This is a genomic window from Pseudoalteromonas sp. XMcav11-Q, from assembly GCF_040104525.1.
In the GTDB taxonomy this organism is placed as follows: domain Bacteria; phylum Pseudomonadota; class Gammaproteobacteria; order Enterobacterales; family Alteromonadaceae; genus Pseudoalteromonas.
In genome coordinates this window covers 76,536-101,323 of the sequence record NZ_JBECOX010000011.1, presented here as the reverse complement: position 1 = coordinate 101,323, position 24,788 = coordinate 76,536, and the positions used below count along the sequence as shown (strand labels likewise).

The window sequence follows — 24,788 nt, the reverse complement described above, 5'->3', positions numbered from 1 at the left end:
TTTAAGTTAGCTTGTTTTGACTTTTTTATTTCATGGTCATTGCATGTTAGTCCAAAAAATTCAGTGCCTGAGGAACCCTACCGTGCCCGACATGAAGCTCTTCGCTGGTAACGCAACACCTGAGCTAGCTCAAAAAGTTGCAAAACGTTTGTTTATTGAGTTAGGTGATGCCGTTGTTGGCCGTTTTAGCGACGGTGAAATTAGCGTTCAAATCAACGAAAACGTTCGTGGTTCAGATGTATTCATCATCCAATCAACATGTGCTCCTACAAATGATAATTTAATGGAGTTAATCGTCATGGTTGATGCGCTACGTCGTGCATCTGCTGGTCGTATCACAGCCGTTATTCCTTATTTCGGTTACGCACGTCAAGACCGCCGTGTGCGCTCTGCTCGTGTTCCAATTACTGCTAAAGTTGTTGCAGACTTCCTTTCAAGCGTAGGTGTTGACCGTGTTCTTACCGTTGACCTACACGCAGAACAAATCCAAGGCTTCTTCGACGTACCTGTTGACAATGTATTCGGTAGCCCAGTGCTAATCGAAGACATGAAAGAGCGTAAGTTCGAAGATGTAGTAGTAGTTTCACCTGATATCGGTGGTGTGGTTCGTGCTCGTGCGATTGCAAAACTGTTAGATGATAAAGACCTAGCGATCATTGATAAGCGTCGTCCACAGGCTAACGTTTCTCAAGTTATGCACATCATTGGTGATGTTGCTGGTCGTGACTGTATCATTGTCGATGACATGATAGATACAGGCGGTACTTTATGTAAAGCAGCAGCAGCACTTAAAGAGCATGGTGCAAAACGCGTATTCGCTTACGCAACCCACCCAGTACTTTCGGGCAATGCTGCGGAAAATCTACGCAACTCAGTTATCGATGAAGTTATCGTGACTGATTCAATTCCACTTTCTGATGAATTGAAAGCGCTTGATAACATCAAAGTACTAACACTTGCAGATATGATGGCCGAAACTATCCGCCGTATCAGCAACGAAGAGTCAATCTCTGCGATGTTTCAACACTAATCGGCACCAAAACTGATTAGCCAAAAAGCACCTCTGGTGCTTTTTTTGTTTTATAGGTTTCATTGCAGGTGCGTTAGTGGTATATTAGCGCGCCTTTTTTAGGCAGGGAGCTTGGTCGCGAGCTCTCTGACACATTAACTTAAATTATTTTGGAGACATCCATGTCTGTATACAAATTAGACGCTGAAGTACGTTCTGACCTAGGTACTGGTGCGAGCCGCCGCCTACGTCGCGCTGACAAAGTTCCTGCAATCCTATACGGTGCTGGTAAAGATGCAGTTTCACTAACTCTTGATCACAACAAAGTATTGAAAGCGCAAGAAGACGAAGGTTTCTACACTCACATCCTAACGCTAAACATTGGCGGTGAGTCTGTTGAAGCAATTCTTAAAGATATGCAACGTCACCCGTACAAGCCTAAGATCACTCACTTAGACTTCCAACGCGTTGATGCTTCTCAAAAGCTTCACACTAAAGTTCCTGTTCACTTCATCAACGAAGAGAAAGCAACTAAAGGTGGCAACACTATCGTTCACCAACTAACTGAAATTGAAATCACTTGTCTTCCAGCAAGACTTCCTGAGTTCATCGAAGTTGACGTAGCGACTCTAGCTGTTGGCGAAACTCTACACCTATCTGATATCAAGCTTCCAGCTGGCGTTGTTTCAGTTGAACTTGCTAAAGGTGCAGATCACGACCAAGCGGTTGTTTCAGTAAACGCTCCTAAAGCAGCTCCTGCTGAAGAGTCTGCTGAAGACGCAGCTGAGTAATTGTTCAGGTGTTAACACCTTGAATAATATTCAAATGCTTGTGGGCCTGGCAAATCCAGGCCCCGAATACGCAAACACCCGTCATAACGCTGGCGCTTGGTTTATCGAAGAACTAGCCAGAAGATACAACTGCCTCCTAAAACCAGACGCTAAACATCACGGCCTCACCGGCAAAGTGCTCATCAATAATCAAGAGTTTAAATTGCTGATCCCTACGACTTATATGAACTTAAGTGGTAAAGCGGTCGCGAGTCTTGCCAATTTTTATAAGATCCCCGTCGAGAGTATTCTTGTTGCTCACGATGAAATGGATTTAGAACCCGGTATCGCCAAACTCAAAAAAGGTGGTGGTCACGGCGGTCACAATGGCTTAAAAGACATAATCGCTAAAATGGCAAATAACAAAGAATTTATGCGATTGCGCGTTGGTATTGGTCACCCAGGACATAGAGACAAAGTCACGGGGTGGGTTTTAGGCAAAGCACCACAAGCTGATCAAGAGAAAATTGATGCCGCTGTGGATGAAGCAGTCCGATGTATGGAAATACTCGCAAAAGACGGTGTGTTAAAAGCGCAAAATCGACTACATTCATTTAAACCGTAACAGTTCACTGCTGCGATTGATTGAGTAATACCTAAGCTTCTCGTTCGCCATGATGCGTGCTTGAGATAATACGGTAGAAATTTAGGAATAAACACTATGGGTTTTAAATGTGGCATTGTTGGTTTACCTAACGTAGGTAAATCTACTTTATTTAATGCGTTGACTAAAGCGGGCATTGAGGCCGCAAACTTTCCTTTCTGTACTATCGAACCGAATACCGGTGTAGTACCAGTACCAGATGCTCGTCTTGACCAGCTAGCTGAAATTGTAAATCCTCAGCGTACTATCCCAACTTCAATGGAGTTTGTGGATATTGCCGGTTTGGTAAAAGGCGCTTCAAAAGGCGAAGGTTTAGGTAACCAATTTTTGGCAAACATCCGTGAAACGGATGCTATCGGTCACGTAGTTCGCTGTTTTGAAAATGAAAATATCGTTCACGTTGCTGGTCAAATCGATCCTGCTGAAGACATTGATGTTATCAACACTGAGCTGGTACTTGCAGACATGGATACTGCTGATCGCGCGGTTTTACGTAACGCGAAGAAAGCGAAAGGCGGCGATAAAGACGCGAAATTTGAACTTGTTGTACTTGAAAAAGTAAAAGCGCACTTGGACGAAGGCTTAACGCTTCGCTCACTTGAGCTAAATAAAGAAGAAGCGGCAGCAATAAGCTACCTAAACTTTTTAACGATCAAGCCAACTATGTACATCGCCAATGTTAACGAAGATGGCTTTGAAAACAACCCATTCCTAGACAAAGTACGTGAAATTGCAGCAGCAGAAGACGCGGTTGTGATCCCTGTATGTGCAGCAATTGAGGCTGAACTTTCTGAACTTGAAGAAGAAGATAAGAAAGAGTTTATGGATGACTTAGGCTTAGAAGAGCCGGGCCTGAACCGTGTGATCCGTGGTGGTTATGAGTTGTTGAAACTGCAAACTTACTTTACAGCTGGCGTAAAAGAAGTACGTGCATGGACTATCCCTGTTGGCGCGACAGCACCTCAAGCTGCAGGTAAAATCCACACAGACTTTGAGCGTGGTTTTATTCGTGCACAGACTATCGGCTTTGATGATTATATCGAGTTCCGTGGTGAATCTGGTGCGAAAGACGCAGGTAAAATGCGTCAAGAAGGTAAAGAATACATCGTAAAAGATGGCGATGTGATGAACTTCTTATTTAATGTGTAACTATAGTTACTACACGCTATTTCAATAAAAGGAGCTTCGGCTCCTTTTTAGTTTTATCAACTTTGCTTTTTAATCAAATAAGTACCTTGCTCTTCAGAGTAAGTTATAGACTTCAAAGGAATAAAAATTCACAGGTTTTGTTAAAAATTTGCAATTGCCCCGCATGATTTGATATAAAAACAAGCCGTTTCGCTTAATTTATCTGCAAACAAACTGTGTTAGCAGATTTTTTGCAAAAAAGGTGTTGACGGCTTGGGGGCATATACGCATAATACGCCCCGCATCAGCGATGATGAGAAGTTAAAGAGATGGCTATGTAGCTCAGCTGGTTAGAGCACATCACTCATAATGATGGGGTCCCCTGTTCAAATCAGGGCATAGCCACCATGCTTTAACTACTACCAAAACTCATCGATTTGTTGTCGCAAAAAATATGCGTAAGTAATGGAATTGGCAGTTGTCTTAATATAGACGCTGGATTTAGGTTCCAATAACTAATGCTAAAAGATGTGCGGAAGTGGCGGAATTGGCAGTTGTCTTAATATAGACGCTGGATTTAGGTTCCAATAACTAATGCCAAAAGATGTGCGGAAGTGGCGGAATTGGCAGTTGTCTTAATATAGACGCTGGATTTAGGTTCCAATAACTAATGCTAAAAGATGTGCGGAAGTGGCGGAATTGGTAGACGCGCTGGATTTAGGTTCCAGTATCTTCGGATGTGAGAGTTCAAGTCTCTCTTTCCGCACCATGTTCTCGATTGGAACTAAAACAATCAAATTTTCGTTGGAGTATCGCCTCGACACGAAGTGGAAGCGGTAAGGCAGAGAAGAGAGAGGTTTTGAACCCTCACTCATCCACCCCCAGATTCAAATCCTGGGTTCAACAATTTAAGTTAGATTTGAGTTTTCGTTGGAGTATCGCCAAGCGGTAAGGCAGCGGGTTTTGATCCCGCCATTCCCAGGTTCAAATCCTGGTACTCCAGCCATCTCTTTTTGAGATGTTAGCTACAAATAAAATATCTACTGTGCGGAAGTGGCGGAATTGGTAGACGCGCTGGATTTAGGTTCCAGTATCTTCGGATGTGAGAGTTCAAGTCTCTCTTTCCGCACCATGTTCTCGATTGGAACTAAAACAATCAAATTTTCGTTGGAGTATCGCCTCGACACGAAGTGGAAGCGGTAAGGCAGAGAAGAGAGAGGTTTTGATCCCTCACTCATCCACCCCCAGATTCAAATCCTGGGTTCAACAATTTAAGTTAGATTTGAGTTTTCGTTGGAGTATCGCCAAGCGGTAAGGCAGCGGGTTTTGATCCCGCCATTCCCAGGTTCAAATCCTGGTACTCCAGCCACATTTCTAAAGTTTTGGAATTGGCAGATGTCTTGAAATAGACGCTGGATTTAGGTTCCAATATACTCTAGATAATAAATGCGGAAGTGGCGGAATTGGTAGACGCGCTGGATTTAGGTTCCAGTATCTTCGGATGTGAGAGTTCAAGTCTCTCTTTCCGCACCACGTTCTCGATTGGAACTAAAACAATCGAATTTTCGTTGGAGTATCGCCAAGCGGTAAGGCAGCGGGTTTTGATCCCGCCATTCCCAGGTTCAAATCCTGGTACTCCAGCCAATGGCTATGTAGCTCAGCTGGTTAGAGCACATCACTCATAATGATGGGGTCCCCTGTTCAAATCAGGGCATAGCCACCATTTACAAATGCGGAAGTGGCGGAATTGGTAGACGCGCTGGATTTAGGTTCCAGTATCTTCGGATGTGAGAGTTCAAGTCTCTCTTTCCGCACCATGTTCTTTCAAGTAGAACTCAAACGCTTGAACTTACCTCTATTGCTGGGTATTGCCTCGACACGAAGTGGAAGCGGTAAGGTAGCCTAACTCAAATCTGGGCTAAATAAGATTTGAACTTACCTCTGTTGCTGGGTATTGCCTCGACACGAAGTGGAAGCGGTAAGGTAGCCTAACTCAAATCTGGGCTAAATAAGATTTGAACTTACCTCTATTGCTGGAGTATCGCCAAGCGGTAAGGCAGCGGGTTTTGATCCCGCCATTCCCAGGTTCAAATCCTGGTACTCCAGCCATCTCTTTTTGAGATGTTAGCTAAAAATAAAATTTCTACTGTGCGGAAGTGGCGGAATTGGTAGACGCGCTGGATTTAGGTTCCAGTATCTTCGGATGTGAGAGTTCAAGTCTCTCTTTCCGCACCATTTAGTAACAATTTCTTTCCTCTTTATTCATTCCTAGCTCATTTTTATAATGTTACTTTTAAACTTTCTTCATGTTAGGAAAGAAAGTGCTAAAGTCTTTATTTCTTTTATTTTCATTAATCATTTTCAGTATACCTAGCTTTGTAGAAGCGAGGGCTAGCTCAATTTGCTCTCCATCACACATAGAAATAGCACTCAAGCATTTTAGCTACTGTCAGCCCTCGGAGCAGGCAAATAAAGTTTCATTTCAAACTTTTATTAACGATACCTACTCAGTTGTGATTCGCGACAACTCTTCTGAACTAACGTTAAGCTGGATAACTGGCGCTACCGCGCTTGCTGGTCTACCTAACAAGTACGATTTAACACCTCTTGAGTTTATGACACGAGCTTTCAATGGTACGTTTGATATACAGAGTGAAGACATGCAGAAAGTCAGTGCTGAGCTTGGCGTTATAGACGAAGCAAATGTATTTACCGCTACTCACGGAGCAAAACATATTTTTTCTTCTATCAGACCTTCAGGGGTTCAAACTGCTTACATTTTGCAGCCCAACAGTGATTGGTTATTAAGGCTAGATGGCAAATTTGATATTAATACCTTGATGTATGTCGTCGATAAGCTAACACTGATGAGATGATCTCGGCACTAAATAATGAAGCGTGCAGTAATACCAATTTATCTTAATACTTGCCCCTTCAAAAAGATCACTTAATTAAGTAACCTGAGCTGCGGATAATTAATGCCTTTCTAGCAGCCAGTTTTAGCGCTAACTGCGTTGAATTCACTTCCAATAGCCAGCTATTGGTGCGTAAATTCGCCTTGTTTTCCCTAAAACTCTCTGGCTAGACAAGGAAAAAACTAAGTTGTGCTTTAGCAACAATGAGTTGGAACATTCCTTATCCAAACCTCAGGTTAAGTAAATTGGTGTAACACGCTCAGTGTAGAGAACAAAGATTAAAAACCAACTCCTCCCATGGCGTGCTTAAGCACTTCTGTTTTTATCGGCCCTGCTTTATTCGCCACATTCAGCGCCAGATTTCTCAAATGCTTTAACGGTGTTACTTGATTCGAAAAGCCAAAATAACACGCATCCATCATACTCATCATCAAGAGGTTGTCTTTCCTACGCTTTGACTCGTAATGATGTAGTGCACTGCTGTCACCAATATCTTCTTTTGCCTCAATCGCTTCGGCAAGTGCCGCTACGTCTTTAAAGCCAAGATTTACTCCCTGCCCTGCTAACGGATTAATGGTATGAGCTGCATCTCCAACTAATACCACTCGTTCGCTCACGTATTGGTTAGCATGTTGCCTTGCTAAAGGAAAAACCGCCACTTCTTCAATCTCAAAGTCACCGGGTAGCTCAAAAAATGCAGCTTTTACTTCTTGTTTTAGCGCCTGCTTATCTAGTTGCTTAAGTAAATTGAGTTTATTGCCGTTGTCATACCAAATCAGATTGGCATACGGATACTGCATAGGTAAAAAGGCAATGGGACCTGATGGCTTAAATTGCTGCCATGTTTTTTCTTGCTGCGGCGCGTCGAGTTTAATCAGCAGCCCCATACAATGTTGCTCATATTGCCACCCCGTCACGCCTATGCCACTCATTTGTCTGACGATAGAACGGCCACCATCAGCTGCAATTAACAAATCGGTGGTAAAGGATGCTGCTTGATACTCAATCGTCACGGAATCCTCATTATGAACAATGCGCTTTGGGATCCCCTCAGGTGAAACCACTTTGATATCAAATTCCTCAAACTGTTGCCACAATGCTGCTTGAATGAGGTTATTCTCAATTAAGTGTCCTAAGTGCGAGGCGTTTAGCGCTTCACAATCAAATATCAATTGCCCTGGCTTATCCTCATAGGCTTCTAGCTGCTTGTAAACCGCGGCTCTGGTGCTCCTTAACACAGGCATAGCACCAAGCTCATCTAGTAACTGCTCGGAAAAGCGATTGATAGCAGAAACGCGAATATCTACCTTATCACTTGCGAGTATTTCATCAGCTGAGATGGGAGAATGTTCAATAATGGTTACGTCAACACCTTGCTTCGCTAGCTTAACAGCACACGCTGCACCAACCATGCCACCACCGACTATCAGAGCCTTGTTTTTCATGCCATATTCCACTTAATTGAGTCTTTGCGCATTGTAACGCATATAAAAACAGATGTTTGCTTAAAACACTCTGTATTGATCCACATTTTGAAAGTTAAAATCTATACTTGGCTAGACAAGATAGGTCATATAAAATACGCGTCCTTTAGGCATAATGATATCAATTCAGCATCGCCTGCACGAGAAACGCGTAGTGCTAAACACCGAGTTGTAAACGAGGCAATATTTAAATGAGTAAAAAACTGCATATTAAAACCTGGGGTTGTCAGATGAACGAGTATGACTCCCAGAAAATGGCGGATCTTTTGGATTCAACAAATGGCTATCAGCTTACAGAAGAAGCTGAGCAAGCTGATGTGATCCTACTCAATACTTGCTCGATTCGTGAGAAGGCACAGGAAAAAGTATTCCACCAACTTGGTCGTTGGAAACTACTAAAAGACACAAACCCTGATCTTGTTATCGGTGTTGGTGGCTGCGTAGCATCACAAGAAGGCGACACCATTCGTCAGCGCGCTCCATTTGTTGATATCGTGTTTGGCCCACAAACATTGCACCGCCTGCCAGAGATGATCAAACAGGTGCAAAGCAAAGAAGGTGCTGTCGTTGATATTTCATTCCCTGAAATTGAAAAATTTGACCGCCTCCCTGAGCCAAAGGCTGAAGGCCCGAGTGCATTTGTTTCAATTATGGAAGGTTGCTCTAAGTACTGTACTTTCTGTGTTGTACCGTACACGCGTGGCGAAGAAGTAAGCCGTCCTTTAGATGATGTGATCCTTGAAGTTGCTCAGCTTGCGGAGCAAGGTGTACGTGAAGTGAACTTACTCGGTCAAAACGTAAATGCTTACCGTGGTGAAATGCACGATGGTGAAATTTGTTACTTCTCTGATTTAATTCGCTACGTTGCAGCAATTGACGGTATTGACCGTATTCGTTATACAACATCTCACCCGGTTGAATTTACACCAGATATTATTGAAGCCTATGCGGATGTGCCAGAGCTTGTTGACCATTTACACCTACCGGTACAAAGTGGTTCAGACCGTATTCTAAACCTGATGAAACGCGGTCATACTGCGCTTGAGTACAAGTCAACGATCCGCAAGCTACGTAAGATCCGCCCGAACCTAAGCATGTCTTCAGATTTCATCATTGGTTTCCCAGGCGAATCAAACGCAGACTTTGAAGCAACGATGAACCTGATTAATGATATCGGCTTTGATATGAGCTTTAGTTTCATCTACTCAGCGCGACCTGGTACACCAGCAGCCGACTTACCTGATGATGTTGCAGAATCAGAAAAGAAAGAACGTCTGTATCTTCTACAGAACCGTATCAACCAAATGGCGCAGGATATCAGCCGCAAGATGCACGATACCGAGCAGCGTATTTTGGTTGAAGGCCCATCGAAGAAAAACCCAATGGAACTGCGTGGTAGAACCGAAAATAACCGCGTTGTAAACTTTGAAGGTCCACACTCAGTGATCGGCCAATTCGTCGATGTACGTATTACTGAGGCGTTACCGAACTCGTTACGTGGTGAGCTTATCCGTACTGAAGCAGAAATGGATTTACGTCGTGACGTAAAACCGTCGGATATCCTAAATAAAGCACCACAAGAACCTGAAATTAATGAATTAGGTGTTGGTACTTTTACCCCCTAGCATTTTTAAATTGTGCGCTAGCTTCGGCTAGCGTCATTTTTATAGGAAGACATTTTGAGTAATCAGATAAAGAATATAGAAATTTACTTAGAACCCGCAGATAATCACCGCCTTTCTTCACTTTGTGGTCCGTTCGACGAAAATCTAAAACAAATAGAACGTCGCCTTGGAGTTGAAATCGCACACCGTGACAATTGGTTTAAAGTGACCGGACAAGCGGTAACGGCAAAAGCAGCTGTGGATATTCTAAAGTCTCTATATGTTGATACTCAGCCTGTGAAAGGAAAAATGACAGAAATTGAACCGGATCAGGTTCATCTGGCCATCACAGAAGCGAACGTACTCGAACAAGACGCCCCAACCGTATGGGACAAAGAAGTCTATATTAAGACTCGTCGCGGTGTAGTTAAGCCTCGTAACCCAAATCAGAGCCAATATGTCGCTAATATCTTAACTCACGATATTACCTTTGGTGTTGGTCCTGCAGGTACTGGTAAAACCTATCTTGCTGTTGCGGCAGCGGTTGATGCGCTAGAACGTCAAGAAATACGTCGCATCCTCCTCACTCGTCCAGCGGTTGAAGCTGGTGAAAAGCTGGGCTTCTTGCCGGGTGATTTAACACAAAAAATCGACCCTTACCTTCGCCCTCTTTATGACGCCCTATTCGAGATGCTTGGTTTTGAAAAAGTTGAGCGCTTAATCGAAAAAAATGTCATCGAAGTTGCACCTTTGGCGTATATGCGCGGTCGAACACTCAATGACGCGTTTATTATCTTGGACGAAAGCCAAAATACCACGACTGAACAAATGAAGATGTTTCTAACGCGGATTGGCTTTAATTCAAAAGCGGTGATCACCGGTGATATCACCCAAATCGATTTACCTCGTGGTGCGCGCTCTGGACTTCGTCATGCGATAGAAGTACTCAATGATGTAGAAGAGATTTCATTTAACTTCTTTAAATCTCACGATGTAGTTAGACACCCTGTGGTTGCTCGTATCGTCGAAGCATACGAGAAGAAAGAAGAACAAGAGCGTCTCGCTAAAGCTGAAAAGCATCAGGCGAAACAGCAACCTTCTGAGGAATAAACCATGGACTTAATGCTAGATTTGCAATTGGCTTGTGAGTTTGAAAACTTACCATCCGAAGCACAATTTCAATTATGGGCAGAACATGCATTAACGCAATTTCGCGAAGAAGCAGAATTAACGATTCGCATCGCTGACGAGCACGAAAGCCAAGAGCTCAATAGCCAATACAGGGGCAAAGATAAGCCAACCAACGTGTTGTCTTTCCCATTTGATGCGCCACCGGGAATTGAGTTGCCACTTATTGGTGATTTAATTATCTGTCCCCAAGTGGTATACCAAGAATCCATAGAGCAAGAAAAGACCTTTCATGACCACTTCGCCCATATGGTTATCCATGGTTGCTTGCATTTACTTGGATTTGACCATATAAATGAACAAGACGCGGTAGAAATGGAAACAATAGAGAAGCAAATTCTCGCTTCTTTGAATATCGCAGATCCTTACAGAGACGATTGTTAAATTAACGGAGCAGACACAACTAATGAGCGACGATAACTCGCAAAGTAGTCAGGGTTCTTCTAGCAAGACCTGGCTGGGACGCATCACACAGATGCTGCAAGGGGAACCCCAAAATAAAGAAGAATTGGCTGAAGTCATCGCTGATGCGCAAGAGCGCCAGCTGATTGACCCTGAAACCAAAGACATGATGGAAGGTGTACTCAGCGTTTCAGAGCTGAAAGTACGTGACATCATGATCCCACGTTCGCAAATGATTACACTTGATGTAGATGAGCCGCTCAGTGCTCAACTCCCTATGATGGTAGAATCTTCACACTCGCGTTTTCCTGTGATTTGTGAAGACAAAGACCACGTAGAAGGCATCTTACTTGCCAAAGATCTCTTACCTTTGATTTTGCGCGAAGAGCGCGATTTGCCAAGTATCCGCGAATATCTTCGTCCCGCTGTGGTCGTGCCTGAAAGTAAGCGTGTCGATACCCTGCTCAACGAATTCCGTCAAAAACGTTACCATATGGCTATCGTGATTGATGAATACGGCGGTGTATCTGGACTGGTTACTATCGAAGATATTCTCGAAACCATTGTTGGTGAAATCGAAGATGAACATGATGACGACGAAGAACAACAAGATATTCGTCAGCTGTCTAAACATGTTTATACCGTGCAAGCACTCACGCCCTTGGATGAATTTAACGAATTTTTCAAAACCAACTACGACACCCAAGAAGCCGATACCATTGGCGGTATTATTCTTCATGCATTTGGCCATATGCCAAGCCGTGGTGAAACCATAGACATAGATCCCCTTCAGTTTAAGGTAACTAACTCCGATAACCGGAGGATCTTACAAATTCAAGTAAGTGTACCTAAATCTGAACATGTTGAAGACTCTAGTATCTAACCTGAGTAACCTCGCAAAAGATAAGTTTGCATGGCTGGCACTCATTTCTGGCTGTGCACTTACTTTTGCTTATTCCCCTTTTGGTTTTTGGCCCATCGCGTTTGTCAGCTTGATTATAGCGACTTGGCTTACCGATAAACCCAGTCCAAAGCTCGCGGCTAAATATGGCTTTTTATTTGGCTTTGGCTGGTTTGCCCTTGGCATAAGCTGGGTGCATGTCTCTATCGCTGAATTTGGTGGTTTACCCTTACCTGTCTCAGTGCTGTTGATGGCATTACTATGTGCTTATCTTGCCATCTACCCGACATTGGCATTTGCTTTTGCCAGCTACTTTACTCGCACACCTTGGCAACGGGTGCTGGCACTTGTTGCGGGTTTTGCCATTACCGAGTGGCTGCGAGGCCATATGCTCACGGGCTTCCCTTGGCTTAGCTTCGGTTACACATTAACTGACTCGCCATTGGGCAGTTTAGCCCCTTGGATCGGTGAATTTGGCTTAACATTGTTAGTTATTTTAGCGACAACAAGCCTTTACTATCTACTTAAACAACGTGCGATTTATCTCACCATAGTCAGCTTTGCTGGCATTGCCGGTCTATACAGTGTGCCAATCATTCAAGGCCCACTGAAATACTCGGGTGATGAAATTACCACCTTACTTGTACAAGGTAATATCAAACAGAGTCTGCGCTGGGAGCCTGAACAGTTTTGGCCTACCATGTCTAAATATCGAGATATGACCAGACCTAACTGGCAAGGCGTTGATTTAGTGGTGTGGCCAGAAGCGGCTATTCCAGAATTTGAAGATATCGCCTACCCATTTTTAGAAGGGCTGGACAAAGCCGCCGCGTTTAATGGCACGGCGCTAATAACGGGTATTCCCGATTATCAGTTTGATACCAGAACCGCGTACAACACGCTGATCACCCTTGGTAAAAAAGAAAAAGAAGATAGCGAAGGGCAATATCACTATCTGCACAAAAACCGCTACCAGAAGCACCAATTGTTACCTATTGGTGAGTTTGTACCGTTCGAAGACCTATTGCGTCCTATAGCCCCTCTTTTTAACTTAGCGATGTCGTCATTTACTCGAGGTGATGCGGTACAACCAAACCTACTTGCGAACGGTTTGCATGTGTTACCCGCTATTTGCTACGAAATCGCGTTTAGCGAGCTTGTCAGAGGTAACTTTACCTCTGAGTCAGATATTCTTTTTACTGTGAGCAACGACGCTTGGTTTGGAGATTCCCACGGCCCGCATCAACATATGCAGATCGCTCGCATGCGTGCCTTAGAATTACAGCGCCCATTAATTCGAGTAACGAATAATGGTATCACTGGTGTTTACGATCCACTTAGCAAAGTTCAGCATGCCATTCCACAATTCGAAGCCAATATACTGAAAAGTGATGTAAAACTCATTAGTGGAGTGAGCTGGTATGCAGAGCATGGTAATCGCCCCATCTGGTTTATTGTCGCTTTTATTTTGCTGATACTCACCGCCGCAAAGGCAAAGTCCATAGTGCTTAAGCGATTTGAACGCAACTTTTTGTAGTTGCGGTGTTGTACCTGTCGCGATGTAAAATCGCCCCTACACGTAATATATAACCTCTGGTGGGAGCCGCTTTACGCGGCGATATCTAATGCCATATCGCGATGTGAAATCACTCCTACACACAATATATAACTCTGGTAGGAGCCGCTTTACGCGGCGATATCTAATGCCATATCGTGATGTGAAATCACTCCTACACAAAATATATAACGTCTCGTAGGAGCCGCTTTACGCGGCGATATCTAATGCCATATCGCGATGTAAAATCGCTCCTACATGCAATATATAACTCTGGCCAGAGCCGCTTTACGCGGCGAGCTTTTGCTATATCACAATGTGAAATCGCACTGAATATATTACCTCAGCTAAAAGCAGGTTTGTGTTATTACTCACAAGGTATAATAACACTCACTTTCAACCCACCTAATTCGCTATGCGCGACGGCAATGCTGCCACCATGCAATTCAACCAGTTTTTGACAAATAGATAAACCTAAGCCGGAGCCACCAAGATCTCGGCTACGGGACTTATCACAGCGGAACAAACGTTCAAACAATCTCCCCAAAGCTTCATCGCCCACGCCTGGGCTTGAATCTTCAATAACACATTGGATTTGCTGGCTTTGATAGCTAATATCCACACAGACTTCTCCCGGCTTGTCAGTATAATTCACACTATTACGAGCCAAGTTATTAAATACCTGAGCGAACCGAGTTACGTCAATGTCGATTTCCAGCTCATCAGGTAGTTCAATATGGGCATTAAACTCAAGCCCTTCATCCGTCACAAAGTCATCAATATCTTCAACAAGACCAATAAAGGCTTGTTTGGCATTGACGCGCTCTAACGCCAAGTTAAGGCTGCCGGTATCTGCCTGCGCGAGTTCGTAGATATCTTTAATTAATGTGTTAAGAGTATCAAGACGGCGGTTAAGCACTTTGTAGCTCTGCTGGGGATTTTCCACCAAATTATGTTCAAGAGATTCAATATGTAGCTTAAGTACGGTAAGTGGTGTTCTTAATTCATGAGAAATATCTGCAAGAAGTTGCTGCTTTAAGTCCAAGGTTTTGTTGAGAAGCTGCTTCTCGAGTTCCAGTGAGCGACGTTTGTTTCTCGCAAGTAGTAAAAATGCGCTCAGTAGAACGACCAAAACTCCCACCACTGCTGCCGTTACTATTTGTTCTACGCGCTGTTCGGCCAGCTCTACATCACGCTGTGTTTTTAGACTTTGTAGCTCATATTGATTTTTCTGGTACTCGGTATCCATCTGATAGGCCAAGGCTTTTTGACTGGCTTCTTTTTCAAGCTGAGAAACCTTAGATTCCGCATATTGTAAGTGATAATTAAGCGCAGACTCAAAATCACCTTTCGCGCTGTAGGCGTCCTTTAACACTCGTAATGCGGTTTCCTTGAGGCCAAGATAAACCTCATCTTGAGCAATAATTTGCTCCATACTTTGAATAAAAAAATCAGCTCGTTCAGGTAAAACAATTTGCGCATAGGTAGTCATCGTCTCTTGATAAAGCACTTTACTTTGTACCGGATCAATTAACTCTAGCGCCTGTTCAACATACTCTTGAGCCTTAGCTTTTTCATTTGCTTTTAATTTAACTTCAGCCAAATTGCTCAGGGCCCAGCCCTGATTTCTGGTGTGGTCATTCTCCTCGAAAATCGTAAATGCTTTTTCAAATGACGCTTGTGCATTGTCATATTGGCTGAGTTTCATTTGTTCACGACCAATGCGGATCAACGTGTAAGCTGAATAAACGACATTGCCCGCTTTAATGTCATAGTCATATGCGGTTTGATAAGCTTCAAGCGACTTTGCATGGTCGCCAATCACTTGATGCGCACCACCTAGGTTATAGTAAACTTGTCCAAGTAAAACCGTATTTTCCTGTTTTTGGCTTTTTAGTACCGCTATCGATTGCTGCAGTAATTCAAGTGCCTTGTCCGGTAATGAAAGATCCGAGTAAACATCTGCTAACTGAGTGATCGCAGACACTTGCAAATCTGGGAGTTCATACTTCTTTGCTACTTCAATTGAGAGTTCGTAACTCTCTATCGAGTCTTTATAACTGCCATTGCTTTTGTAAGCAGCAGCCCGAAAGCGATAAGCGTGGCTTAACAATCGATGCATATCAAGCGCCGATAGCTGAGACACGGCTAGGTTTAAATAACTAATCGCGTCGCTAAATCTCCCCTCTTTGAGCATGAGGTCACCATACGTTAAAGAGTATTTAGCTTCATATTCGGGTAAATGATGCGAGAGTAATACCTGTTTAAAGCGCTCCGCCCATTTATATGCTTCTTCGAGCTGGAAACCGTTTTTTAATGCAACCGTGGTCTTATGGTGAACGTCTGCAATTTCTTCCGGCGTTAAGCCTGACTCTAATACTTGGTCGACTTTTTGAAGCGCGCTATCACGTGTTTCTTGTTGCTGAATTTCTTTTATAAAAGCATCATATAAACGCTCATTAGCGTGAACTAGTGGGCTTAGTAGTAGGCAACAAGTAAGCAGGATTATCTTAAAGTGCAACACGTTATCGTCTCTTTTTTATTATCATTATAAATTGAGCAAAACAGCAGGCGAATAGGCTATCATATTGCGTGAGCATTAAATAATAAATTGTGGTTCTATGTATGTCGAATAATTGTCTAACTCAGTTTTTGTTAGCGTTAAAAAGCGCGGATATAGAAAAAATAAAAGCCGTGTATGCACAGGTGACCAAAGACGAGCAGATTGAGGTCCTCAAGTTTCTTTTTCAAAGTGCGCAGAGTAACACTGTACTCTATGGCCACTATCAAGATATAGCGAGTGTTTGCTTACAAGCAGCACGCTTTCCAGAGGCGATGATAGCTGCGATTAACTCCTTGGAGAAGTTTGCCTTTTTTTCAACACCATTGATCCAAGCTGAGCAAATCAATAACCTTAACCCGCAAGGAAATAACATACTACATATCCTTTTATCGCAAATGTCCGCGAAAGATAACGGTCTAAATTACCTTAGAACCTTATTGCACTTTGAAAGCAAAGAGCTACTTCAAAATGCGCTGAGTCAAAGAAATGCAAAAAAGTTAACACCTCTAGAATGCTACTTAGCTTTTAATAGCCATACTGCGCCACTGAGCATTCAAGAATTAAGTGCGTTACTTGGCTTGATGGAAATCGAAAGGCGACATATAAGCGCAGTGGAACCCCACAACGCTAAAGTGATTGAATCACACCTCCAACAACAACACCGGCTCAGTGAATATAAACAATTTCTGCTAGCCACTTACTATCAAAGCAATGCAGGCTAACTTTCCTCAGGCTTTAAATTAAGAGGCAGGCAAACTGGCGATGTATTCACTTGCTGTCATGCGGTGATAGGTGACTTGTTTGTAAAGTAAGTGCGCAGGGTTTGGGTCAACCACTTCAATTGGAATTGCTTTGTGCCTTGCTATTTCCAAGGCCATTTGAGTGATATTGACACTAAAGGAAGTGCCCATAAAAATGATTCTATCCGCAGCATACATTCGTGACTGTGCTTCGCTAATACGATACAGATCGGTGTAGTATTCGTCGAATAACAATACATAGGGTTTAAGTGACACGCCTTTTTCTGGGCCTTGTCGCGCGATCTTGAAAAGTGCTAACAACGACTCGGCCAATCGACTTTCGTCTACCTCATCCCAAGGGGCAGTAAAACACGCTGTGGGCTCACCTTGGGTATGAAAGGGAGTCACCTGATCAACGCGTCCATGGATCGCAATAAAATGATTATTTCCCGCTTTACCATCTAAACCGTCGATATTTTGCGTGATCACATTTTTATCACTAAGCCATTGATGAACCTGATTGGGGCCGTGATTACGGTAAACCACAAAACGATGGTAGTACCATTTTAAGAATTCCGCCGGTTGCGATTTATACATTGCTCGCGTTGCCATTTCTTGAGGAGTGTAATTAGCCGAACCTACCGTCCAAAAACCATCATCTCCTCGAAAAGTCGGAATACCACTTTCGGCACTCACCCCTGCACCTGTGATATACAACGTTTGCAACATGACACAACCTCAACTCAAGTAAATTTGGCTCACGATAACGTAAAGTAGATACCCAAGGCTAGCAACACAAGTGCACCCGCAAGCCCAAACATAGGCAGTTTGCTACCAATAGATTCTGGTCTTTCGAACACTTCAGAAGGTGATTCAGTCACTACAGTTTCTTCTTCCACCGATTTTACATCCTGTTTAGTCGACTCATGGGGAGTAGTCTGAGGTGAAGCCTGAGCTTCCGCAGTCCCTTCAAAGGCCGTACAAGGGATCTGCCATTGATACCCTTTTCGTGAAAAGGTTTTGATGGCATCATCACCAAACAAAGCACGTAAATGGCCAATATTTTGAAATACGACCTGATCGGTTACTTTTCTATCTGGCCATACCTTCTCTAAGATGTCTTCTTTACTGTGGATGGTTTGAGGAGCAGATAAAAATAGCTCCAATATCTGAGCAGGTTTTTGTTTTAAATTGAGCTTTCTGTCGTCTTTATAAAGCTTCAGTTCTTTGCTATCAAACAAAAAATCCTTAAAAGCGAATTTCATTTCCCTAGTTCCCAACTTGGTCTTAATTACTGTAATAGTTATTGTTTTATTCGAATTTACTACAACTTAACATTGCATTTATAACGAAACATGCCGCGAAAATATAGGGCAATGTTACATCGGTTTACAAACTATTGATAAAATCGGCTTTAGTATAGAGCGATCACTCAGAAAATCACTACCTAATCCTTAGAATAATTCGAATAGACTCAAAACCTAAGCATATATAAACTGCATTTTCTGTAATTGTTAGGCTGACTCATGTTACTTGCTTTTATCTACTCCATCGTGTTGATAAAAACCTCATTACTCGGGCTGGGATTTGTCAGTATTGTGCTCTCAACAATCTTTATTCTCGCGCTACATCTCAATATACCCACCCTCTCAGCCAATGCAAAAAGCGAATTTACTAAATCCTTTAGGTTTGTGACCTTCTCGCACCTGCTCGGTTACTTGTTGTTATTGAGTAAACTTTTGTTTATTGATGGCTGGCAAGACGTACCTATGTTCATTGCAAGTCACTTGATCATGCATCATATATGGAGCGGACTTATTGCTGCGATTTTGACATTGACGACCTTACTAAAATATCAAACGCTCATTGCAAAATCTAAGGCAACTAAAAGCACTTAACAAGTGCAACTATTTATATTTGTAAAATAAAGAGAACCAAACTAGACGCCTTCTTACACTTTATGACAGCCCCCCAACAGACCTTGACACCCCCGCTATTTATACTGTCCTCAAGTTAACCACAACGGACATTGATTATGAAAATTAAAGCGCTTTTATCTCTTGCATTACTCACAACAAGTTTATCGTCTTTTGCAGAACAAAATAACGAGACGCATCGCGTTGGTTTAGACATCTCTGGCGGCGGCGCTTCTTATAAAAGCTCAAGCAAAGATGGTGATGGTGTAGGCCAAGCATACCTGTATTACAACTATCACTTTACGCCAATTTTGGCGCTTGAATTAGGTTATAACAGCGGTGAAGACTTAGATGATTGGAAGTGTGAGGACGAAAATGATCGCAAGTTTACCTGTACGCAAAACAACAAAACTTTGTTTGGCCTTGGCGCTAACAATTTAGAATTTGATAACTTTGTTGTTGCCGCAAAAGGCTACTATCAAATTTCTGACAACAGCTATTTTTACGGCAAATTAGGTGCGAACTACTACGATTACGAAATCACTCGTGGCCGCACTAAATTAGTTACCGACGATGGCATCGGTTTTGTCGCTGAAGCGGGTTGGCAATATGACTGGGATAACGGCATGGCAGTTAACCTTGGCTATAAGTACCTTGATATGGGTGACTTGGATACATCGAGCCTATCTCTAGGTGTCAGCTACCGCTTCTAATACCCAACCAATAAAAAAGCATGTGAGTCTCACATGCTTTTTTATTCTTTAAAACCTAGGCTTTAATCAAACGCTTTTGTAAGATTTGAACTTGATCGCGCGCTTGAGCTGCTTTTTCAAACTCAAGCTCTTTAGCAAACTTCATCATTTGTGCTTCGAGTCGGTCTATTTCTTTAGCGATCTCTTTCGCATCCATTGCAGGCATACCTGGTTTAAATTTGGCATCGATATCAACCACTTTGTCATCAGCCACTTCCTCACCGAGATCCATCACATCCGTGATCTTCTTATTGAGTGCCGTTGGGGTAATGCCATTGGTCTCATTGTACGCCTCTTGCTTTTCTCTACGTCTTTGCGTTTCATCTATAGCTTGGCGCATTGAGTTCGTCACCCTATCACCATATAAAATCGCTTTACCATGTAAGTGACGTGCCGCGCGGCCAATTGTCTGAATAAGAGAGCGTGTCGAGCGTAAGAAGCCTTCTTTATCAGCATCAAGAATGGCAACCAAAGAAACTTCGGGCATATCCAAGCCCTCTCGTAATAAGTTGATGCCAACGAGTACATCAAAGACACCTTTGCGCAGGTCTCTAATGATCTCCATACGTTCAACGGTATCGATGTCAGAATGTAAGTAACGTACCTTAACATTATGATCGTTAAGATAATCGGTCAGATCTTCTGACATGCGTTTTGTTAGCGTAGTAACCAGTACACGCTCATTCACTTCCACCCGTTTGTAGATCTCAGAGAGCAAATCGTCAACTTGAGTTGCAACTGGACGCACTTCTACTTCTGGATCTAATAGTCCTGTTGGACGGATCACTTGCTCGGCAACATCACCCGCAGATTTGTTCAATTCATAATCACCAGGAGTCGCCGAAACATAAATAGTTTGCGGCGAAATCGCTTCGAACTCTTCAAACTTTAGTGGCCTATTATCTAGCGCAGACGGCAATCTAAAACCATATTCAACCAAGTTTTCTTTACGACTGCGATCGCCTTTGTACATCGCACCAACCTGCGAAACAGTAACGTGAGACTCGTCGATGATCATAAGCGCATCATCCGGCAAATAATCTAACAAAGTTGGTGGTGGCTCGCCTGGTGCACGTCCCGATAAATATCGGCTGTAATTCTCAATACCAGAGCAATAGCCAAGCTCGGTCATCATTTCAATGTCGTACTGTGTACGTTGAGCAATGCGCTGCTCTTCGACTAGGCGATTTTTATCCAATAATTGAGTACGGCGGTCTTTTAATTCCACCTTGATACGCTCAATGGCATCAAGGATCTTTTCTCTTGGCGTCACATAGTGGGTTTTTGGATAGATAGTTGCGCGAACTAGGTGTTTCTCAACGGCACCAGTCAAGGGATCAAACAAACTGATCCGCTCTATCTCATCGTCAAACATCTCAACCCGTACCGCAATGGTTTCCGATTCGGCAGGAAAAATATCAATAACTTCACCGCGAACTCGATAGGTACCACGGCTAAAATCCATGTCATTACGCGTGTATTGTAGTTCTGCCAAACGCCTTAACATGTCGCGCTGATCGATAGTTTCACCGACTTTCAGCAACAGCATCATCTTCATATAAGAGTCGGGATCGCCAAGGCCGTAAATAGCTGAAACTGAGGCGACGATGATAGTGTCTCTGCGCTCAAGCAAGGCTTTGGTCGCAGATAAACGCATTTGCTCAATGTGATCATTGATAGACGCGTCTTTCTCAATGAAAGTGTCGCTGGCAACGACATAGGCTTCGGGTTGATAATAATCGTAATAAGAGACGAAATACTCAACCGCATTATGAGGGAAAAACTCTTTCATTTCGCCGTACAATTGCGCCGCTAGTGTTTTGTTATGCGCCATAATGATTGTAGGACGGTTAAGATTATTAATGATGTTGGCCATGGTAAAGGTTTTACCTGTCCCCGTAGCCCCCAGCAAGGTTTGATGTGCAAGGCCCGATTCTAAACCATCACACAGCTGAGCAATCGCAGTTGGTTGATCTCCGTTTGGCTGAAACTCAGAAACTAGCTGAAACTTATCTTCCATTACGCCTCCTTTTGAACCTCGCTTGCTGCAATTTCATTAATTACTTTCTTAAACCAATTGTAGGCTATGGCTGCGGTAAATAAATTCCCCAAAGCAGCGCCTGCAAATAGCCCTGGTAATCCTGCCAACTGTGAGCCTATATAAGCAATAGGTACATAAAATATGAACAACCGGATCACACTTAGAATGAGCGCATTCATCGGTTTATGCAACGCATTAAATGACGAATTGGTTAATATGATCACGCCTTGAAGGCCGTATCCTAGCGGCATGATATAAATAAATAACTGTATGGTTTCAACGACAGCAGGTTCATTACCAAAAGTATGACTGATGTAGTAAGCGCTCAATACCAGTAATAGATAGACCGCAAATTGAAAAGCAAGCACAAATTTAAGTGTTTGGGTATAGGCATCAGACACACGCTGGTATTGTTTTGCACCAAGGTTCTGACTTACAAAAGGAGGCAAAGTCATAGAAAGCGCCAAAACCACGAGACTTGCGATAGACTCGATACGACTCCCAACGCCAAATGCGGCCACAGCTTCTGGTCCATAACTGGCAATAAGTGCGGTCATTACCGCCATTGCCAACGGCGTCAGCATATTTGCGCCAGCTGCAGGCAGGCCGATGGTGAGAATTTTTTTTGCCGCATTTGTGAAGCTGGTGTATTTTGCAGACAGTGAGATAAGACGTTTTTTAACTATCAGCAAATATAAAATAATAGTTACCCCAAGACTCCAAGATAACACACTGGCCACTGCAGCCCCTTTTACACCCATTGCATCAATTGGCCCAAATCCGAAGATTAATATCGGGTCCAGCACCGCATTTACTAATCCCCCGAGTCCCATGACTAAACTTGGCGTTTTGGTATCACCACTGGCACGCAGTACTGAATTACCAATCATCGGCGTTATCAATAAAATCGAGCCAATGAACCACACCGACATATAGTCGTGTATAAATGGCATAACCGCTTCACCTGCCCCGAGGAGAATAAAGATCTCATCGACAAAAATAAAACCAAGAATAGAAAGCAGCGAAACAAAAATGGCAGAGATAATAATAGCCACTGCGGCATCAAACTTAGCTTCGTCGAGCAAATTGCTACCCAAAGCCTTCGCGATAACGGCGGATGTGCCAATACCTAGCCCGATGGCTAAGCTAATTACAGTAAAGGTAACAGGAAAGGTGAAGCTGATTGCTGCGAGCGGCTCGGTGCCAAGCATACTAATAAAGAAAGTATCAACGAGATTAAACATCATCAGCGTGATCATCCCGAATATCATGGGGATCGTCATTCGCTTTAAAGTCGCCCCAATATCACCAAAAAGGATATCGTTGCCATTGGAATTTGACTTAGCTTGAGTCATAACAACCTATTTCTGATACTTTAAGCGGCTCATTGTATGCTATTCAAGATGTTGACGCTATGCGGGAAACGTTAAGAGTCGTTATAAAGTCTAAATTAGCAACAGTTACCTATAAAAAGCTTGTGTTACGTCACAGGATTAAGGTTTAGTGTTGAAAATAACGATTCAGTAAGTTTTGACAAAAAAGTTACAACCTCGCTTGCAAAGTAGCATGTTTTTTGCACAACCAAAAAGGTAAAAAGTTCATAAAAGCTTCACACTGAGCAACAAATAAACAAAAATAACCAATCAAATATAACCTATTGATATTGTTGAAATTAAATATTTATCGAATTTTACTTGAAACGGCTGCAGCGCCCTAATTTCATAGTCTTGCAATACTTCTCAAATAATAATAAACAATGTTATCCACAGATTCCGTGGATAAGTCGCTCCAAGCCAATAGAATAAAGGTTTTCAGCTTGGAGTAATTTTGATCAACGGCGAGTTTAGTGTGATCATTCTTAAAACAACAACTGGATCAATTTAGATCTCTAGACTAACCTTGCTTCTGGAAGTAAAAAGCATCTAGCTACTAAAAATAACGAGGATCACATATACAACTGTTTTAATTGAACTTTTTATTAATTTATTGATTCTCACTTTGACGATAGTAACTACTTACTGTTTGCTACACCGCGTTTAAATAGAGATTATCAATATCACACTATTCATGCTCATTGATCTCATTCACGTGACAATTGCAATGATTTAAAGATCTCAAGAAAACATCATAAAATGAGCAGTTAGGGATATAATTCAAACAAAACGTTCAAAAAATACATTAAACAGAATATATCACTGTATAGATAAACAGTAAACACTGTATATGTTAATTTTATTCGACATCCCCCTACATGATGATTTAGGAATTTTATACAACAGCTTCTATTTCATATTTTGCAGCTCTTCATGATATGAGGTTTTTGAAACCGAAACTCGCTAAGAGTCATTATATTAACGATGATAAATTACCTATCACTCAACTTTTGCTTAGATTACTAGGCGGCAAGTCGAGCGCCGCGCTCAAAACCCACTCAGGGGAACAAAAATCAAACCGCAAAGGTCAACAGGACCTATATCAATAATACTAAACAAGCTAAAAAGCCAACAAATAGCGCATTAATTCATCGCTTAGTAGAGTTTTTTACGTTTCTGTGATTTTAGTGGTTGACACCTTGCAATGTCGTCATTAATATTTCGCCCCGTTGAGAGATACGCTTCCCCCTTAGCTCAGTTGGTTAGAGCGACGGACTGTTAATCCGCAGGTCCCCCGTTCGAGTCGGGGAGGGGGAGCCAAATTCTCACACTTGACTATTCCCCCTTAGCTCAGTTGGTTAGAGCGACGGACTGTTAATCCGCAGGTCCCCCGTTCGAGTCGGGGAGGGGGAGCCACTCCTTCACCGGAAAGTCAACATTTTATTGTAGTTCCCCCTTAGCTCAGTTGGTTAGAGCGACGGACTGTTAATCCGCAGGTCCCCCGTTCGAGTCGGGGAGGGGGAGCCAATCAATAAGATAGTGCTCAAAAGAGCATTCCTAAAGTTCCAAATTGTTCCCCCTTAGCTCAGTTGGTTAGAGCGACGGACTGTTAATCCGCAGGTCCCCCGTTCGAGTCGGGGAGGGGGAGCCAATTCCACGAAAGCATTAGACTTTTTCCAGCATTTACACTACTCTACAAGCAATATTCTCACTGCATTTGCCCAAATAACAACCTTCTCTGCAATTTATCGACCAGACAAAAATCAAACCGATGAATTTGATA

General features: G+C 42.9%; 19 protein-coding genes and 15 tRNA genes. 28 read left to right on the top strand and 6 right to left on the bottom strand.

All coding sequences use genetic code 11. From position 1 onward, the window contains the following. Positions 1 to 82 precede the first annotated feature (82 nt). The 16 genes from ABMY45_RS17180 to ABMY45_RS17105 all read left to right on the top strand — a co-directional run bounded on the left by ABMY45_RS17180 (position 83) and on the right by ABMY45_RS17105 (position 6,447). Positions 83 to 1,030, top strand: coding sequence for a ribose-phosphate pyrophosphokinase (locus tag ABMY45_RS17180; protein WP_010370444.1), 948 nt, complete (start codon positions 83 to 85; stop codon positions 1,028 to 1,030). A 161-nt stretch (positions 1,031 to 1,191) separates the two neighbouring features. Beyond that, a complete protein-coding gene (locus ABMY45_RS17175; RefSeq protein ID WP_010607355.1) occupies positions 1,192 to 1,800 on the top strand; it encodes a 50S ribosomal protein L25/general stress protein Ctc in 609 nt (202 codons plus the stop codon). Between the two features lie 19 nt (positions 1,801 to 1,819). Further along, positions 1,820 to 2,404: an aminoacyl-tRNA hydrolase gene (gene pth, locus ABMY45_RS17170; RefSeq protein WP_010607356.1), complete on the top strand. Its 585-nt coding sequence runs from the start codon at positions 1,820 to 1,822 to the stop codon at positions 2,402 to 2,404. A 96-nt stretch (positions 2,405 to 2,500) separates the two neighbouring features. Further along, on the top strand, positions 2,501 to 3,592 hold the full coding sequence (gene ychF / locus ABMY45_RS17165) for a redox-regulated ATPase YchF (RefSeq protein WP_010370435.1): 1,092 nt from the start codon (positions 2,501 to 2,503) through the stop codon (positions 3,590 to 3,592). A gap of 310 nt (positions 3,593 to 3,902) precedes the next feature. Next, positions 3,903 to 3,979: transfer RNA gene (locus ABMY45_RS17160), tRNA-Met, on the top strand. A gap of 276 nt (positions 3,980 to 4,255) precedes the next feature. After that, a tRNA-Leu gene (locus tag ABMY45_RS17155) sits at positions 4,256 to 4,340 on the top strand. Positions 4,341 to 4,502: 162 nt separating this feature from the next. Next, a tRNA-Gln gene (locus ABMY45_RS17150) sits at positions 4,503 to 4,577 on the top strand. A gap of 41 nt (positions 4,578 to 4,618) precedes the next feature. Continuing rightward, positions 4,619 to 4,703 (top strand) — tRNA-Leu (locus ABMY45_RS17145). 162 nt (positions 4,704 to 4,865) lie between these two features. Further along, positions 4,866 to 4,940 (top strand) — tRNA-Gln (locus tag ABMY45_RS17140). A gap of 79 nt (positions 4,941 to 5,019) precedes the next feature. Continuing rightward, positions 5,020 to 5,104, top strand: a tRNA-Leu gene (locus ABMY45_RS17135). A gap of 36 nt (positions 5,105 to 5,140) precedes the next feature. Next, a tRNA-Gln gene (locus ABMY45_RS17130) sits at positions 5,141 to 5,215 on the top strand. A gap of 2 nt (positions 5,216 to 5,217) precedes the next feature. Further along, positions 5,218 to 5,294, top strand: a tRNA-Met gene (locus tag ABMY45_RS17125). Positions 5,295 to 5,303: 9 nt separating this feature from the next. Next, positions 5,304 to 5,388: transfer RNA gene (locus tag ABMY45_RS17120), tRNA-Leu, on the top strand. Positions 5,389 to 5,605: 217 nt separating this feature from the next. Next, positions 5,606 to 5,680 (top strand) — tRNA-Gln (locus tag ABMY45_RS17115). A 41-nt stretch (positions 5,681 to 5,721) separates the two neighbouring features. After that, positions 5,722 to 5,806, top strand: a tRNA-Leu gene (locus ABMY45_RS17110). 86 nt (positions 5,807 to 5,892) lie between these two features. After that, positions 5,893 to 6,447: a hypothetical protein gene (locus tag ABMY45_RS17105; RefSeq protein ID WP_206471296.1), complete on the top strand. Its 555-nt coding sequence runs from the start codon at positions 5,893 to 5,895 to the stop codon at positions 6,445 to 6,447. Positions 6,448 to 6,764: 317 nt separating this feature from the next. On the opposite strand, the gene ABMY45_RS17100 is transcribed toward ABMY45_RS17105, so the two are convergent. Continuing rightward, on the bottom strand, positions 6,765 to 7,931 hold the full coding sequence (locus ABMY45_RS17100; protein WP_227387372.1) for an FAD-dependent oxidoreductase: 1,167 nt from the start codon (positions 7,929 to 7,931) through the stop codon (positions 6,765 to 6,767). A gap of 230 nt (positions 7,932 to 8,161) precedes the next feature. Between ABMY45_RS17100 and miaB the strand changes: the two genes are divergently transcribed. The 5 genes from miaB to lnt are packed head-to-tail and all read left to right on the top strand — an operon-like array spanning position 8,162 to position 13,602. Beyond that, positions 8,162 to 9,595, top strand: coding sequence for a tRNA (N6-isopentenyl adenosine(37)-C2)-methylthiotransferase MiaB (gene miaB, locus ABMY45_RS17095; protein WP_010607359.1), 1,434 nt, complete (start codon positions 8,162 to 8,164; stop codon positions 9,593 to 9,595). Between the two features lie 54 nt (positions 9,596 to 9,649). Next, positions 9,650 to 10,684: a PhoH family protein gene (locus tag ABMY45_RS17090; protein WP_010370423.1), complete on the top strand. Its 1,035-nt coding sequence runs from the start codon at positions 9,650 to 9,652 to the stop codon at positions 10,682 to 10,684. A 3-nt stretch (positions 10,685 to 10,687) separates the two neighbouring features. Further along, entirely contained in the window at positions 10,688 to 11,146 is a 459-nt protein-coding gene (gene ybeY, locus ABMY45_RS17085; RefSeq protein WP_010370421.1) for an rRNA maturation RNase YbeY, read from the top strand. A 22-nt stretch (positions 11,147 to 11,168) separates the two neighbouring features. Beyond that, positions 11,169 to 12,047 (top strand): CNNM family magnesium/cobalt transport protein CorC, encoded by an 879-nt coding sequence (gene corC, locus ABMY45_RS17080; protein WP_010607361.1) that lies wholly within the window; start codon positions 11,169 to 11,171, stop codon positions 12,045 to 12,047. Further along, the gene (gene lnt / locus ABMY45_RS17075) at positions 12,025 to 13,602 is read left to right on the top strand and encodes an apolipoprotein N-acyltransferase (protein ID WP_010607362.1); all 1,578 of its coding nucleotides are present in this window, start codon (positions 12,025 to 12,027) and stop codon (positions 13,600 to 13,602) included. Before corC ends, lnt begins: the two co-directional genes overlap by 23 nt. Positions 13,603 to 13,987: 385 nt before the next feature. Here the strand turns inward: lnt and ABMY45_RS17070 are convergent, their stop codons facing one another. Continuing rightward, positions 13,988 to 16,144 (bottom strand): tetratricopeptide repeat protein, encoded by a 2,157-nt coding sequence (locus ABMY45_RS17070; protein WP_349289229.1) that lies wholly within the window; start codon positions 16,142 to 16,144, stop codon positions 13,988 to 13,990. A gap of 101 nt (positions 16,145 to 16,245) precedes the next feature. On the opposite strand from ABMY45_RS17070, the gene ABMY45_RS17065 reads away from it, so the two are divergent. Further along, entirely contained in the window at positions 16,246 to 16,905 is a 660-nt protein-coding gene (locus ABMY45_RS17065) for a hypothetical protein (RefSeq protein WP_010607364.1), read from the top strand. A gap of 18 nt (positions 16,906 to 16,923) precedes the next feature. On the opposite strand, the gene ABMY45_RS17060 is transcribed toward ABMY45_RS17065, so the two are convergent. Together ABMY45_RS17060 and ABMY45_RS17055 are read right to left on the bottom strand one after the other, a co-directional pair. Next, on the bottom strand, positions 16,924 to 17,652 hold the full coding sequence (locus ABMY45_RS17060; protein ID WP_235368896.1) for a Sir2 family NAD-dependent protein deacetylase: 729 nt from the start codon (positions 17,650 to 17,652) through the stop codon (positions 16,924 to 16,926). Positions 17,653 to 17,681: 29 nt separating this feature from the next. Next, entirely contained in the window at positions 17,682 to 18,188 is a 507-nt protein-coding gene (locus ABMY45_RS17055) for a winged helix-turn-helix domain-containing protein (RefSeq protein WP_235368895.1), read from the bottom strand. Between the two features lie 261 nt (positions 18,189 to 18,449). On the opposite strand from ABMY45_RS17055, the gene ABMY45_RS17050 reads away from it, so the two are divergent. Further along, complete coding sequence (locus ABMY45_RS17050) at positions 18,450 to 18,821, top strand: hypothetical protein (protein ID WP_349289228.1); 372 nt, start codon at positions 18,450 to 18,452, stop codon at positions 18,819 to 18,821. A gap of 137 nt (positions 18,822 to 18,958) precedes the next feature. Beyond that, positions 18,959 to 19,552 (top strand): porin family protein, encoded by a 594-nt coding sequence (locus tag ABMY45_RS17045; RefSeq protein ID WP_010607368.1) that lies wholly within the window; start codon positions 18,959 to 18,961, stop codon positions 19,550 to 19,552. A gap of 55 nt (positions 19,553 to 19,607) precedes the next feature. Here the strand turns inward: ABMY45_RS17045 and uvrB are convergent, their stop codons facing one another. Then, positions 19,608 to 21,611: an excinuclease ABC subunit UvrB gene (gene uvrB / locus ABMY45_RS17040; protein ID WP_102056245.1), complete on the bottom strand. Its 2,004-nt coding sequence runs from the start codon at positions 21,609 to 21,611 to the stop codon at positions 19,608 to 19,610. Further along, complete coding sequence (locus tag ABMY45_RS17035; protein ID WP_349289227.1) at positions 21,611 to 22,987, bottom strand: MATE family efflux transporter; 1,377 nt, start codon at positions 22,985 to 22,987, stop codon at positions 21,611 to 21,613. Before ABMY45_RS17035 ends, uvrB begins: the two co-directional genes overlap by 1 nt. A gap of 1,261 nt (positions 22,988 to 24,248) precedes the next feature. On the opposite strand from ABMY45_RS17035, the gene ABMY45_RS17030 reads away from it, so the two are divergent. The 4 genes from ABMY45_RS17030 to ABMY45_RS17015 all read left to right on the top strand — a co-directional run bounded on the left by ABMY45_RS17030 (position 24,249) and on the right by ABMY45_RS17015 (position 24,656). Further along, a tRNA-Asn gene (locus ABMY45_RS17030) sits at positions 24,249 to 24,325 on the top strand. Between the two features lie 19 nt (positions 24,326 to 24,344). After that, positions 24,345 to 24,421, top strand: a tRNA-Asn gene (locus ABMY45_RS17025). 34 nt (positions 24,422 to 24,455) lie between these two features. Then, a tRNA-Asn gene (locus tag ABMY45_RS17020) sits at positions 24,456 to 24,532 on the top strand. Positions 24,533 to 24,579: 47 nt separating this feature from the next. Continuing rightward, positions 24,580 to 24,656: transfer RNA gene (locus tag ABMY45_RS17015), tRNA-Asn, on the top strand. Positions 24,657 to 24,788 lie beyond the last annotated feature (132 nt).